Genomic DNA, 14,032 nt, shown 5'->3' on the forward strand with positions numbered 1-14,032 from the left:
GGCCCGGAATTTTTTCGAACTCGGTCACCAGGCGAATGAACCTGTCTCTCCCTCCTCTCGTCTTCCGGGCCGATCGGGGGCTTTGTTCAACCTTTACTTCGTCATTGGGGGAGAGTTGCACAGATACACGCGCAGAGCGGGCGCCGCCATGGTGGCCGCTCTCCTGACCGCGGGACTCACGACCGGGGCCGCCGCTGCCGGGCAGCCCGCGGCGGGCGGCACCACGGCGAACGCCACGGACGCCGCCCTCCAGAACTTCCAGGCCAACGCCCGCCACGCACAGCGTGGTTCGTCGGTGGTCACCCTCATCACCGGGGACCGGGTACATGTCGACGCCCAGGACCGGGTGGCCCGCGTCGAGCGCGCGGAGGGACGCGAGTCCATACCCGTCTCCGTCAAGCGGGTCGACGGCGCCACCTATGTCATCCCCGCCGACGCGGGCAAGCTGGTCGCGCAGGGCATTCTGGACCGGCGGCTGTTCAACGTCACCGGGCTCATCAAGGCCCAGTACGACGACGCCCACCGCGCCACGCTGCCGCTGATCGTCTCGTACACGAAGGACAAGGCGCGCGCCAAGTCCGCCATCGCGGCCGCCGATGTCTCGGTCCGCCGTGACCTGCCCGCCGTCAAGGGCGAGGCCCTGACCGCCGAGAAGGCGGACGCGGCCGGCGTCTGGGAGGCACTGACCGCGCCCACCGCACGCGGCGCCGGCACCGACCGTACGGTGACCACCGGGGTGGCCCGGGTGTGGCTGGACGGCCGCCGCAAGGCCAGCCTCGACAAGAGTGTCCCGCAGATCGGCGCGCCGAGCGCCTGGGAGGCCGGCTACACGGGCAAGGGCGTGAAGGTCGCCGTCCTCGACACCGGCGTCGACCAGACCCACCCCGACCTCAAGGGTGTGGAGGTCGCCCAGAAGGACTTCTCGGGCTCCGGCAACACCGTCGACCACTTCGGCCACGGCACCCATGTCGCCTCGACCGTCGCGGGCTCCGGCGCCAAGTCCGGCGGGAAGTACAAGGGGGTCGCGCCCGGCGCGAAGATCCTCGACGGCAAGGTCCTCGACGACGCCGGCTTCGGTGACGACTCCGGCATCATCGCCGGCATGCAGTGGGCCGCCGACCAGGGCGCCCGGATCGCCAACCTCAGCCTCGGCGGCGGCGACACCGCGGAGTACGACCCGCTGGAGCAGGCGGTCGACAAGCTCTCCGCGGAGAAGAACATCCTGTTCGTCATCGCGGCGGGCAACGAGGGACCCGACGCCGGGACGATCGGCTCGCCCGGCAGCGCCGCCTCCGCCCTGACCGTCGGCGCGGTGGACCGCAAGGACCAGCTCGCCGACTTCTCCAGCGTGGGCCCGACGGCCGACGGCTCCCTGAAGCCCGACATCACCGCGCCCGGCGTGGACATCGTCGCGGCCAAGGCGGCCCAGGGCGTCATCGGCACCCCGGCCGCCGACGGCTACGTCTCGATGTCCGGTACGTCGATGGCGACCCCGCATGTGGCCGGCGCCGCCGCCCTCCTCGCCCAGCAGCACCCGGACTGGAGCGGTCAGCGCATCAAGCAGGCGCTCACCGCCTCCGCCAAGCCGAACACCTCCCTGACGCCGTTCCAGCAGGGCACCGGGCGCGCGGATGTGGCCAAGGCGGTCAAGCAGACCGTGTTCTCCGAGCAGACCTCGGTCAACTTCGGTCTCCAGCAGTGGCCGCACACCGACGACAAGGCGGTCAGCAAGCAGATCACGTACCGCAACACCGGTACGGAGGACATCACCCTCGACCTGTCGCTGGAGACCGTCGGCCCCAAGGGCAAGCCCGCCCCGGCCGGCTTCTTCACCACCAGCGTGAAGAGCGTCACCGTGCCCGCGGGCTCCACCGCGTCCGTGAAGGTGACCTCCGACACCAAGATCGGCAGTGTGGACGGGGCCTTCTCCGGCACGGTCGTCGCCAAGGCCGCCCAGGGCGGCCAGACGGTCCGCACCACCTTCGGGGTGATCCGTGAGGCCGAGTCGTACAACCTCACGATGAAGTTCATCGACACCAAGGGCAAGGCCGCCAGGGCCGGCGCCTCCGTCTACGGTCACCAGGGCGACATCTGGCAGGACGCCTCGGGCACCGGCACCGTCAAGATCCGGCTCCCCAAGGGCACCTACCTCATCGACGCCCCGGTCGAGACGCCCAAGTCGGGCGGCGCGGAACCGGATTACGCCCTGATGACGGCGCCCGCCCAGGCGCTCACCAAGAACACCACGGTCACCTTCGACGCCCGCAAGGCGAAGCCGGTCTCGATCACGGCGCCGGACTCCGCCAAGAACATCGCTGCCATGGTCGGTTACCGGCTCCTCGTCAACGACGGCGGCTACTTCTCCCTCTTGGGTTTCGACAACTTCAAGGGCGTCCGGACCGGCCACGTCGGCGCGACCCTCGCCGCGAAGAAGTTCACCGGGTACACGGGCGGCCTCTGGCAGAAGGGCTCCACCGGCTACGGTCTGCTCTACCCCCGCACCGGCTCGATGTTCGACGGCTACACCCGCAAGGTGGCCAAGAGCGACCTCGCCCAGGTCGATGTGGCGGTCGGCGCCTCCGCCAAGAACCGCGTCGCCAGCGTCGACCCCATGTGGAGCGTGACGGGCCTCACCATCGGTATGAGCGGCGAGCCTTTCGCGGTGCCCGCCAAGGCGAAGGTCTACGTCAACGCGGCCAAGGGCGTCGAGTGGGGCTTCAACACCTACGAGACCGGGCGCAAGGACAGCGACGGATTCGCCTACCAGAGCGATGACAAGACCCGGGTCTACCAGCCGAAGAAGACCTACACGAAGACGTACAACGTCGGTGTGTTCAGCCCCAAGGTCGACGGCGCGAACCTCGGCCAGCGGTACCGGGACGAGTTCGTCGTCTGCGTCGGTGAACTCGCCGACGGCGCCGGCCACTCCGGCACCTCCTCGGTGACCAAGCAGAAGACCACCTTCACCGTCGACGGCAAGAAGGTCGTCGACTCGGACGGCGAACTCTGCGAGCTCGGCGACGGACTGCCCGCGAAGTCGGCCCGGGTCGTGGCCGGCACGGAGCTGACCCGTCCCTCGAAGGTCGCCGGTGTCACCAGCAAGCTGACCGCGAAGTGGGCCTTCACCACGAAGGAGCCCTCCACCGACACGGTCGTCGACCTGCCCCTCTCCACCGTCCGCTTCCAGCCGAAGCTCGACCTGACCTCCACGGCGGCGGCCGGCAAGAAGCTCACCGTCCCCGTCTCGATCCAGGGTCCCGCCGCGGGCAAGGGCTTCAAGTCCCTCTCCGTGCAGGTCTCCTACGACGGTGGCACCAAGTGGGCGAAGGCCCCCGTCACCACGAAGGACGGCAAGCGGAGCCTGTCGCTGAGCCACCCGAAGTCCGCCAAGTCGGTCTCCTTCAAGGCCAAGCTGACGGACAAGAACGGCAACACCTACGACGTGACCATCATCAAGGCCTACCTGCTCAAGTAGGGTCCGTCCGCTCGCGAGGGGCCCGGTCTGCGCACGCGGGGCGTGCCCGCTCGCACAAGGCCTGTCAGCTCTCGCACAGAAAGCCGCACGGCGATACCGCCGGCAGCGGTGGCACCACCGCCGCGCCCGGGGAACACCACCCCGGGCGCGGCCCTTTCACCTGGCCCGTCCCAGGGGGCCGGCTACCCGCCGTACACCGTGGCCTGCCGGGAGGTCGCGGCGATCCCGTTGGCGCCCCGGAAGATACGCTGCCCCCAGGCGCTCAGGGAGTTCGGGTCGAAGCCGTACGCCATGTCGAGATACTCCACACCGCCGCCGTTCCCACTCCACGACCAGCCGAGATAGCCCAGCCCGAGCGACTGGGTGGTGGCCATGATGGCGTCCTCGTCCGGGTTGCCGTCCGAGTGCATGTCACCGAACTCGCCGACCAGGATGGGCAGTCGGGCGCTGACGAAGGCGTTGAGATACGCGGAGACCTTGGCCGGGGTGTCGTAGACGCCGTACATGTGGATCGAGAACATCGTGTTGCGGTTCGGGTCGGCGGCGAAGACCGACGCCGCGTTGTCCCGCATCGTGAAGGACCAGTCCTGGCCCCAGTTGGGCGCGTCCACCATCAGCGTGTGCTCGAACCCGGCGCTCCGCAGCCGCTGGACCGCCGCCGAGGTGTCGGCGGTCCACCCCGCGTAATTGCTGTTGCCGTACGGCTCGTTGCCGATGTTGACGATGACGTAGTTCTCCTGTCCGGTCAGCGCGGAACGCACACTGATCCAGTAGTCGGCGGCGCGGGCGAGGGAGACCGCGGCGCCCTGCTCGCCGTACCCCGTGGTGTCATGGGCCTCCAGCACACAGATCAGTTTGTTCTGCTTGCACTGGGCGACGACGTTCGCCACATCGGCGGTGTCGTTCCTGGTCCACTGGTCGCCCGTACTGAGCACCACGCGCACCGTGTTGGCGCCGAGCGCCTTGATGTCGCGGAGCGCGGCGGTGGTGCGGCCGGTGAACCAGGTGTGGGCATGGTTGACACCCCGCATGACGAAGTCGTTCCCGTTGCTCTCCACCAGCCGGCCGTTGCTCACCCGCAGCCCGGTGGCCCGGGTGTCGGGGGTGCTCCGCGTCAGCAGCCCGGAGAGCGGCGGGAACCAGCGGGCGGCGATCTTGTCGTCACCGGAGGCGTTGGGATGCACCCCGTCGTATGTGTCCGACGCCGTGCTGAACCCGCTCCACTGGTCCACCGCGATCACCGGGGAGCGGGCGGTGGAGCGCCCGGCGGCCCACCCCGGGATCAGGGCGTTGAGCGCCACCACCCGCTGCGCGCACTCGGCGCAGCCGCTCGGGTTCATCGGGATGAGCTGCGCGACGAGGACCTTCATGTCCGGGTTGCTCGCCCGCATCTGGTCGACGAGGGTGTCGAACGCGGCGAGGATCCGTTCCGGCGCGATCCCGCTCCACACGTCGTTGGTGCCGAAGTGCATCATGACGACGTCCGGACGGGTCGCGGCCAGCCAGCCGGGGAGCAGGTTCTGGGCGGCCACATTGGTCGCGAGATACCCGCCGTGCCCCTCGTTGTCGCCGTCGTGCGGCAGCGCGCACCCCTGCGGGCCGAGCGTGCCGACGAAGTCGATGTCCGTGTACCCGGCGTTCTGGAGCTGGTTCCAGAGCACGGCCCGCCAGCACCCGGGCGATCCGGTGATCGAGTCGCCGAGCGGCATGACACGGACGGGATCGGCCGCCGAGGACGCCGGACCCGCCGCCGAGGACGCCGGACCCGCCGCCGGGGTCACCGGATCCGGCGCCCGGGTGGCGGCGGCGCCCGGAGGCGCGGCGGCGGCGGTGAGCAGGGCGACGGCGAGGGCCAGAACGGCCAGGAGCGCCCGTAACGGTGTGCTGTTCCGCATGACCAGGTTCCCTTCGCATGGTGGGGGGTGAGGAACGAGCGGACAGAGCCCCGCCGGGCGGCCATGGGAGCGCTCCCACTCCGGGGTGGGGTGATCCGCTCGCCGCTCTCACGGCCGTTCGGGGGTCTGGGCACATCAACGCACCGACCCGACGGCCCGTCAAGAGCCTTGGCATGCACGCCGAAAGTAGCTCCTTTGGGTGACGAAGCCCGGCACCCGGATCCCTAAGGTCAAGGGGGTGAGCCAAGCACGTCCGCATATCCCCGCCCGCCCCGACCTTCCCCCGATACCCGGGGTGTCCCGGCCCTCCGGGCTCCCCGCGTGGGGCACCGACGCCGGCCTCGCCGTCCTGCTGGTCCTGGCCCCCGCCCTGTCGCAGCCGAGCATGGACCCCTCCCGGCTCGCCTGGTCGCTGCTGCTCGGCTTCGAGACGGTGGGCACGGCCGCCGTGGTGCTCCGGCGACGGCTGCCCGCCACGGCGTTCCTCACCGTCCTCGCCGCTTATGTGGTGGCGCTGGTGACCGGGGCCGCCCTGGGCGCCAAGCTCACCCTGCTGGCGTCGCTCACCCTCGCCGTGGTCGTCCACGGCCTGGGCAGCCGCTGCCCGGACCGGCGGCGCACCGGGGCTGCGGTGCTCGGCGGCGTCGTACTGGTCCTGGCCGGACTCTGGGTGAACCGGCTGACGGCCGACCGGAGCACGTTCCAGGGCGGCATCGACGTCCTCGCCGTCCTGGCGCCGATGCCGTCGGCCTGGGCGCTGGGGTTCGCCGGACGCACCCGCCGCGCCCTTCTGGCCGCGGCGGAACAGCGGGCCGCCGACGCCACCCGCGAACAGCGGCTGCGGGCCGAGCAGGCCGCCGAGCGCGAACGGATCAGGATCGCCCACGAGATGCACGACATGGTCGCGCACTCGCTCACCCTGCTCGTCGTCCAGGCCGAAGCGCTGCGCGCCCGGGGCGACGAACTGCCCGACTGGGCCCGTACCCGGATCGACGGACTCGCCGCGGCGGGCCGGCGGACCGGCGGCGAACTCCGCGACCTGCTCCGGATGTTACGGGACCCCGCCGAGGAACCGCCCCGCCGGCCCGCCCCCGACCTGACCGAGCTGGCCACGCTGCTCGACAGCCACCGGGCAGCGGGCGGCACCGTGGACGCCACCGTCGGGACCGTCCCGGACGCCCTCCCGCGCCCGGTGCGGCTCGCCGCCTACCGCATCGTCCAGGAGGCCCTGAGCAACGCCCGCCGCCACGCCCCCGGGGCGCCGGTACGGCTCGCCGTCACCGTCGCCGACGCCGTGGCCGGCGAACGGGCGCGATTACGCCTCGACGTGGTGAACGCCCGCCCGACGCGCCCCGCCGTACCGTCCGACGGGAGCGGGCTCGGCCTGGTCAGCATGGCGGAACGGGTGGAAGCGCTGGGCGGCGAACTGACCGTGGGACCCACCGGCGACGGCGGCTTCCGCGTCCTCGCCACGATGCCGCTGGAGACCCCCGGTGCCTGAGAACACGACACTGCCCGAGAACACGACACTGCCCGAGGGGACGACGCTCCCCGAGCACACGACGCTCCCCGAGGGGACGACCGCACCCGAGCCGACAACCGCGCCAGAGCCGACAACCGCGCCAGAGGGGCCGACCGTGCCGGAGAGGACGACCGTGCTGGTGGCGGACGACGAGGAGATCATCCGTACCGGCCTCACCATGATCCTGGACACCCAGGCCGACCTCGACGTGGTGGGCACCGCCGCCAACGGCGAGGAGGCCGTCGCCGCGTGCGTACGGCTGCGCCCGCGCGTCGCCCTGCTCGACATCCGGATGCCGCGCGGGGACGGCCTGTGGGCCCTGGCCGAACTCGGCCGCCGGGGAATGCTCGGCCCCGGCCGGACCCGGGTGCTCATGCTGACCACCTTCGACCTCGACGCATACGTCGACGACGCGCTCGCGGCGGGCGCGAGCGGGTTCCTGCTCAAGAACAGCTCGTTCGAGGAGCTGACGGCGGCGGTTCGCGCTGCCGCCGCCGGCCACAGCGCCCTGAGCCCGGCCGTCACCCGCCGGATCATCGAGGGCCATCTGACCACCCGGCGCCGGCCGGACGAACGCGAACTGGCCCGGCTGCGGGAGCTGACCGCACGGGAACGCGATGTGCTCCGGCTCGTCGGCGAGGGCCTGAGCAACGCGGAGATCGCCGAGCGGCTGGTGGTGACCGTGAACACGGTCAAGACACATGTCAGCAGGCTCCTCGCGAAGACCGGCTGCCAGAGCCGCGCCCAGGCGGCCGTCCTGGCCAGAGCCACACTGCGCTGACCGTACGGCAGCGATCACACCGCCCAGACGGCCCGGGGCGCCCCGGCCGTCCTGACGGGCCCGGCCGCCCCGAGGGGCCCGGCCGCCCGGGGCGCGCCGGACGGTCCCCGGGACATCCGGCTCCGCGCCAGGGTGACCGGCCGCCGCTCCAGCTCATTCCTTCGAGTGACGGGAGCGCCACGCACACCACTCCGACGTGGGATGTACCCCGTCGGCCGCCCTGGCTGAATGGTTCTCGCGCCGCGGGCCCCGGAACCAGGAGCCCCCGGCCCCACCCCGTACCCCCAACCCCCGTACCCCCAACCCCCGTACCCCCAACCCCCGTACCACCTCGACCCGTACCACCTCGAAAGGCTCCCTCATGCCCGTACGCCCGTCCTCGCCCGCCCGCCCGTCCGCCTCCGCGCCCTCGTGGTCCCCGCGCCGTACCCTGCGGGGAGCCCTGGCCCTCGCGCTGGTCGCCGGGCTCGGCGGGACCCTGCTCGGCTGCTCGGCCGTGGACGAGGCCGACGCCGCGGTCCCGGCCGGGCGGAGCGAGCCGGTCTCCCCGGCGCCGACCACCGCGGAACTGGCCCGACTCGCCCAGCGCGCCGCCGACTCGGGCTCCCTGGGCGTGATCGTCCGGGTCGACCGGGGGAGCGGGAAGCCCGTGGAGATCGCCCGGCAGACCGCCTGGACCCGGGAGGACCACCGGCTCGCGCCCGGCGACCAGTTCCGGGTGGGCTCCAACACCAAGACGATGGTCGCCACCGTCGTGCTCCAACTGGTCGCCGAGGGACGGGTGAAGCTCACCGACCCGGTGGAGAAGTGGCTGCCGGGCGTGGTACCCGGCGGCCGGGACATCACCCTCACGATGCTGCTCGACCACACCAGCGGCCTGGGCGACTTCCTCTTCGCCCCCGAGTTCCTGCCCTCGATGATCGGACAGGACGAGCGCACCTGGACCCCGCGGGAACTCCTCGCGATCACCCCCGCCCAGGAGCCGCCGGCCACCCCCGGCGAGAAGCACTTCTACAGCAATGCCAACTACATCGCCCTCGGAATGGTGGTGGAGAAGGCGACCGGCCGGAGCCTGGCCGAGGTGATCGAGGAGCGGATCACCAAGCCCCTCGGCATGAAGGACACCTTCCTCGCCACGGACGCCCGTTGGGACCCCGAGAAGAAGCACGCGGCCGGATACGAGCCCGGCCCCGCACGGCTGGGGCGGATCCTCGCGGAGTACGGCCTGCCCGAGGGGACCGGGTTCGCGGGCCCCGAACGCCCCGACGACAACGTCGACACCACCGGCCTGGACTCCGGTTGGAGCGGGGCGGCGGCCGGCATGGTCTCCACCGCACGGGACTGGCAGCGCTTCCTCACCGCTCTGGACACCGGAAAGCTGCTGTCCGGGGCCCAGCTCCGGCAGATGCGTACGACCGTGCCCGCCCCCGACTCCGGCGGTGGTTACGGGCTGGGTGTGATGCGTGTGGACACCGTCTGCGGCACCGTGTGGGGTCACACCGGGAGCCTGCCCGGTTACTCCAGCGAGATCTACACCGACGGAACGGGCCGGCGCGGCGTCGCGGTACTGACCGCCACCAACTTCGGTGTCAAGGAGCCGAAGGCCGCCGCCGCCAACAAGGCCCTGACCGACGCCGCGGTCTGCGCCATGCTCGGCAAGCCCGTCCCGGCAGGGGCCCCGGCGCACGACTGACGCGGCCGCCCGGCAACGCGCACCTGCGACGCCGGCCGCCGGCACGACCGAGGCGACCAACGCCACCAACGACAAAGGCAAGGAGAGTTCTCTCCTTGCCACTCTCAGAATATAGCGCGGAGGGGGGCTTGCGGCAAGGCCCCCGGTATGCGTCAGGATGGCCGGCCGAAGCCTGTACCTGGGGAAATAGGAGATTCACGGCATGCGTGTGGTGTTGTCGTCATGGGGGTCGCGCGGGGATGTCGAGCCGCTCGCCGGACTCGCGGTGGGGCTGCGGGAACTCGGCGCGGAGGTACGGGTGTGCGCGCCGCCCGACGAGGAGTTCGCCGCGCTCCTGGACGGGGTCGGCCTGCCGCTGATCCCGCTGGGCCCGACGGTTCGGTCCATCGTGGCCCGGGAGAAGCCGCCGACGGCCGAGGACGCGTTCCGGCTCGCTGCCGAGCTGGTCGGGGCCCGGTTCGAGGTCCTCACCGAGGCGTCCGAGGGGGCCGACATGCTGGTGGCCACCGGCCTCATGCCGGCCGGGGTGCGCGATGTGGCGGAGAAGCGCGGCATCGGCTACGCGCTCGCCTGCTTCCACACCCTCGGGCTGCCGTCCCGGCACGTCCCCCCGGGTGCCCGGCCCGGCACCCCGTCGGCGCCGGGCGCCGACAACCGGACGCTGTGGAAGCAGGACGCGGAGCGGGTGAACGCGCTGTACGGCGAGGCCCTCAACCGGCATCGCGCGGCGATCGGGCTCCCGCCGGTGGAGAACGTACGCGACCATGTCCTCACCGACCATCCGCTGCTCGCCGCGGACCCCACGCTCTGCCCCGCGCGGGGCAGGACGGAGCTGGACCTCGTCCAGACCGGCGCGTGGATCCGGCCGGACGACCGTCCCCTCGATCCCGAGCTGGAGGCGTTCCTGGCGGCCGGCGCGCCCCCGGTGTACGTGGGCTTCGGCAGCATGGCCGCGTACGCCCCGAAGGACGTCGCCGCCGTCGCCATCGAGACGATCCGGGCCCAGGGCCGCCGGATCCTCCTCGGCCGGGGGTGGGCGGGGCTCGTCCCGGTCGACGACGCCGAGGACTGCTTCGTCGTCGGCGAGGTCAACCAGCAGAAGCTCTTCCCCCGGGTGGCCGCCGTCGTCCACCACGGCGGCGCGGGCACCACCACCACGGCGGCCCGCGCCGGGGTGCCCCAGGTGATCGTCCCGCAGATCGCCGACCAGCCGTACTGGGCCGCGCGCGTGGCAGAGCTGGGCATCGGCGCTGCGCACGAGGGCCGTACCCCCACCGTCGACTCCCTCTCCGCCGCGCTGGCCACCGCCCTCGCCCCCGGGACCGGGACCCGGGCGAGTGAGGTGGCCGGGCTGGTACGGACGGACGGTGCGACGGTGGCCGCGAAACTGCTCCTGGAAGCCGCCGCCGGCGACGGCCGCGTCACCCCGCCCGCCTGACCCGCCCGCGCGACCCGTACGGCGTGACCCGTACGGCGTGGCGCGGCACGGGTCACCGCGGGTCAGGCGGTGGAGGTGGCCGCCGGGTTGGGTGCGTCGCGCTCGCCGCTGTCCGCTCGCTCCGCGCGGGTACGGGGCGAGCGGGCCAGCGCCAGGCCCAGCAGGGTCAGCGCCTGGCAGAGCACCACGAACGCGACGACCAGCCACGGCCCGTCGGCGGCGGCGACCAGGGCGGTGGCGATGAACGGCGTGGTGCCGCCCAGCACCATGACGTTCAGCTCGCGCGAGAAGGCGATCGCCGTGAAGCGGTACCGGGTCTCGAACAGCTCCGAGAGGAAGGCCGACTGCGACCCCAGCATCGCGCTCTGCCCCACCCCGTACGCGACCGTCATCGCCACGACGATCAGCACCGGCTGCTCGGTGTCCAGCAGCAGGAAGTACGGCGGGATGTACAGCGCGGTGAAGACCGCACCCCCGGCGAGGACCGGGATCCGGCCCACCCGGTCGGAGAGCCGGCCGAAGAACGGTACGGCGACGATGCTGCTGGCCATGGCGACCACCACACCGACCGTGGCGACCGTCGCCGGGACACCGAGGGTGTTCTTGAGGTAGCTGAGCGAGAAGGTGTTGACGAGGTACCCGGCCACATTGAGCCCGGAGCCGCACAACAGGCCCACCAGCAGATGGCGGGGCCGCTCCCGCAGCGCCTGGACGACCGGGATCTTCCGGGCCTTCGGCTGCTCCCGCTGCCCCTCCGCGATCGCCTTCCGGGCCTGGACGAAGTCGGGGGTCTCCTCGATACGGCTGCGGATGAAGAGCGCCACCCCGAAGATCACGAAGCTGGCCAGGAAGGGCAGCCGCCAGACCCACCCGAGCAGTACGTCCTCCGGGATGGTCGCCAGGATCGCGAAGAATCCGGTCGAGAGCACGAATGCGGCGCCGACCGAGGCCTGGGCGAAGGACGTGTAGAAGCCGCGCCGGTGGGCGGGGGCGTACTCGGCGACGGTGGTGACGGCGCCCGCGAACTCCGCGCCCGCCCCGATGCCCTGGAGGATACGGGTGATCAGCAGCAGGACCGGCGCCCAGACCCCGACCGTCTCGTACGTCGGCAACAGGCCGACCGCCACGGTGGCCGCCCCCATCAGGGTGATGGTGAAGATCAGTACGGGCTTGCGGCCGACCCGGTCCCCGACATGGGCCGCGATGAGACCGCCGATGGGCCGGACGAAGAACGCCACGGCGAAGACGGCGAACGAGGCGAGCGTTCCGGCCACGGAGCTCTCGCCGGGGAAGAACAGGGGGCCGAAGACCAGGGCGGAGGCCACCCCGTAGAGCGCGAAGTCGTACCACTCGATGACCGTGCCGATGGAACTGGCGACGACGACGCGTCTGACGGCCTTGGGGTCGAGTCGGGGTGAGGCGGATGTGTGTGCCATGGAGGACTCTCTTCGGTATCGCCTTGCGGCCATTTCGTCATTGAAGGGCTGTGCGACGCCGCGGCAGGGTGTGCGGCTCATGGGGGGTGGGGTCGGGACGGCGGGCGCGCTCGCGGCGCGGCGCGGGCGCCTCGACGGACGACCGGCGGACCGGATCGTCGGTGTGACTGTGGTGTGACCGCGATGTGTGATGTGCGGTGTGTGATGCGGGGTGCGCTCGATGGTGTGTTCCGAGCGCGGTGTGTCCGTACGCGATGTATCCGTACGTGGTGTGTCCGTACGTGACGTATCCGTAGGCGACGTATCCGTAGGCGTGTGCACCGGGCGCCCGGCGCCCGGCGGCGAGTGGCAGGTCAGGTCCGGGGGCTCACCGCCTCGCGGAGCAGGGGGAGTTCGGCGGGGTCGGCGAGGGCGGAGCCGACGGCGACGGCCGCGCACCCCGCCGCCAGGAACTCCGCCGCGTTACGCGCCCCGATGCCCCCGGTGGCGACGAAGCGGACCTCGGGGAAGGGTGCCCGGTGGGCGGTGATCCACCCCGCGCCGAGCTGCTGGGCCGGGAACGCCTTGAGCCAGGTGTGGCCCAGTTCCAGGGCGTCGGCGATGTCCGTGGCGGTGGCCACCCCCGGCAGATGGGGCAGCCCCGCCTCGGCGGAGGCCGCGACGACCGCCGGGTGGAGGCCCGGGGCGACGGTGAAGGCTGCGCCCGCCTCCTGGACGGCCCGGAGCCGCCGTACGGTGGTGACCGTGCCGGCCCCGACCAGCTTGCCGAGGTCGCGGGCGGCCACCACGGCGGCCTCCAGGGAGGGCAGGGCGGACTCCGACTGGACCGGGATCTCCACCAGGTCGACGCCGAACTCCCAGGCGCGGCGGCAGAGTTCGACGGTGGTGGCCGGGTCCTCGCCCCGGAAGATGCCGATCACGGGGGTGGTGGCGAGGTGCCGGGCGAAGAAGCCGGCGCTGATGGCGGCGACGGGTGTGCTGACGGGGGTGCCGACGGCGGCGCCGGTCTCGGCGCCCGGGTCGGTGGCGGTCATGGTGTGTTTCCTTTCCAGCCCAGCTTGGTGCTGATCCGCTGGGCGGCCGAGCGGAATTCGTCGAGGTGGGTACGGAGTTCGGGGAGCGGCGCTACGGCGGAGAGCGCGGTGACGGAGATGGCGTGGGTGACCTTGCCCCGGGCGTCGAAGACGGGCACGGCGACGCAGTTGATGTACGCCTCGTGCTCGCCGTCGTCCTCCGCCCACCCCCGGGCGCGGGTCAGCCGCAGATCCTCGGCGAGGGCCGCGCGGTCGGTGTGGGTGGTGTCGGTGAAGCGCTCGAAGGTGACCTGGCCGAGGATGCGTTCCTGGGCCGCCGGGGCCTGGAACGCGACGATCGCCTTGGCGACCCCGGCGGTGTGGATCTGCGCCGGGAGCCCGATGCGCGAGCCCATGGCGACACTGCCCTTGCCGTCGATCTTGTCGATGTAGACCACGCGGTCACCGACGAGTTCGCCCAAGTGGACGGTGTGGCCGTGGCGTTCGGCCAGTTCCTGGAGGGCGGGGCGGGCGAGGGAGCGGGCCTCGACCTGGTCGAGGGCGAGCTGCCCGTACGCGATGAGCTGGAACCCCATCGCGTACCGGCCGGCCGCGTCCTTCCGTACGAAGCCCGCCTCCTCCAGGGTCTGGAGCAGTCTCAGAGCCGTCGACTTGTGCACCCCGGTGCGCTCGGCGACCTCGGTGAGGGAGCGCGGCGTACGGGAGACGAAGCCGATGATGTCGATGGCACGGGCGACGGTCTGCGACATGGCGTGATC

General features: G+C 72.1%; 9 protein-coding genes and 1 pseudogene. 5 read left to right on the top strand and 5 right to left on the bottom strand.

Going from position 1 to position 14,032, the window contains the following annotated elements:
- The first annotated feature begins 148 nt into the window (after positions 1-148).
- On the top strand, positions 149-3,475 hold the full coding sequence (locus AB0O07_RS01240) for a S8 family peptidase (RefSeq protein WP_365624947.1): 3,327 nt from the start codon (positions 149-151) through the stop codon (positions 3,473-3,475).
- Between the two features lie 182 nt (positions 3,476-3,657).
- Here the strand turns inward: AB0O07_RS01240 and AB0O07_RS01245 are convergent, their stop codons facing one another.
- Together AB0O07_RS01245 and AB0O07_RS01250 are read right to left on the bottom strand one after the other, a co-directional pair.
- The gene (locus AB0O07_RS01245) at positions 3,658-4,506 is read right to left on the bottom strand and encodes a cellulase family glycosylhydrolase (RefSeq protein ID WP_365627868.1); all 849 of its coding nucleotides are present in this window, start codon (positions 4,504-4,506) and stop codon (positions 3,658-3,660) included.
- Positions 4,507-4,550: 44 nt separating this feature from the next.
- Positions 4,551-5,370: pseudogene (locus tag AB0O07_RS01250) on the bottom strand (SGNH/GDSL hydrolase family protein); the annotation flags it as partial.
- Between the two features lie 238 nt (positions 5,371-5,608).
- Here AB0O07_RS01250 and AB0O07_RS01255 point away from each other — a divergent pair.
- The 4 genes from AB0O07_RS01255 (at position 5,609) to AB0O07_RS01270 (ending at position 10,804) form a co-directional block, all read left to right on the top strand.
- Complete coding sequence (locus AB0O07_RS01255; RefSeq protein ID WP_365624950.1) at positions 5,609-6,871, top strand: histidine kinase; 1,263 nt, start codon at positions 5,609-5,611, stop codon at positions 6,869-6,871.
- Positions 6,872-7,007: 136 nt separating this feature from the next.
- Positions 7,008-7,673, top strand: a complete 666-nt coding sequence (locus tag AB0O07_RS01260; RefSeq protein ID WP_365627871.1) for a response regulator transcription factor — start codon at positions 7,008-7,010, stop codon at positions 7,671-7,673.
- 361 nt (positions 7,674-8,034) lie between these two features.
- Positions 8,035-9,366 carry a serine hydrolase domain-containing protein gene (locus tag AB0O07_RS01265; protein ID WP_365624953.1) on the top strand — a complete coding sequence of 444 codons (1,332 nt, stop codon included), beginning with the start codon at positions 8,035-8,037 and terminating at the stop codon, positions 9,364-9,366.
- A gap of 202 nt (positions 9,367-9,568) precedes the next feature.
- Positions 9,569-10,804: a glycosyltransferase gene (locus tag AB0O07_RS01270; RefSeq protein ID WP_365624956.1), complete on the top strand. Its 1,236-nt coding sequence runs from the start codon at positions 9,569-9,571 to the stop codon at positions 10,802-10,804.
- Positions 10,805-10,866: 62 nt separating this feature from the next.
- Here AB0O07_RS01270 and AB0O07_RS01275 read toward each other — a convergent pair whose 3' ends face one another.
- The 3 genes from AB0O07_RS01275 to AB0O07_RS01285 form a co-directional block, all read right to left on the bottom strand.
- Entirely contained in the window at positions 10,867-12,240 is a 1,374-nt protein-coding gene (locus AB0O07_RS01275) for an MFS transporter (protein ID WP_365624959.1), read from the bottom strand.
- A gap of 353 nt (positions 12,241-12,593) precedes the next feature.
- Positions 12,594-13,274, bottom strand: coding sequence for a bifunctional 4-hydroxy-2-oxoglutarate aldolase/2-dehydro-3-deoxy-phosphogluconate aldolase (locus tag AB0O07_RS01280; protein ID WP_365624962.1), 681 nt, complete (start codon positions 13,272-13,274; stop codon positions 12,594-12,596).
- Positions 13,271-14,023, bottom strand: coding sequence for an IclR family transcriptional regulator (locus AB0O07_RS01285; RefSeq protein ID WP_365624965.1), 753 nt, complete (start codon positions 14,021-14,023; stop codon positions 13,271-13,273). The genes AB0O07_RS01280 and AB0O07_RS01285 overlap by 4 nt, the downstream gene beginning before the upstream one ends.
- Positions 14,024-14,032: the final 9 nt, after the last annotated feature.

It is taken from the genome of Streptomyces sp. NPDC093085, from assembly GCF_040683935.1.
Taxonomy (GTDB): Bacteria; Actinomycetota; Actinomycetes; order Streptomycetales; family Streptomycetaceae; genus Streptomyces.

Coding starts and splice junctions, on each gene's coding strand:
- AB0O07_RS01240 (WP_365624947.1), top strand. CDS start 149: ATGGTGGCCGCTCTCCTGACCGCGGGACTCACGACCGGGGCCGCCGCT.
- AB0O07_RS01245 (WP_365627868.1), bottom strand. CDS start 4,506: ATGCGGGGTGTCAACCATGCCCACACCTGGTTCACCGGCCGCACCACC.
- AB0O07_RS01265 (WP_365624953.1), top strand. CDS start 8,035: ATGCCCGTACGCCCGTCCTCGCCCGCCCGCCCGTCCGCCTCCGCGCCC.
- AB0O07_RS01270 (WP_365624956.1), top strand. CDS start 9,569: ATGCGTGTGGTGTTGTCGTCATGGGGGTCGCGCGGGGATGTCGAGCCG.
- AB0O07_RS01275 (WP_365624959.1), bottom strand. CDS start 12,240: ATGGCACACACATCCGCCTCACCCCGACTCGACCCCAAGGCCGTCAGA.
- AB0O07_RS01280 (WP_365624962.1), bottom strand. CDS start 13,274: ATGACCGCCACCGACCCGGGCGCCGAGACCGGCGCCGCCGTCGGCACC.
- AB0O07_RS01285 (WP_365624965.1), bottom strand. CDS start 14,023: ATGTCGCAGACCGTCGCCCGTGCCATCGACATCATCGGCTTCGTCTCC.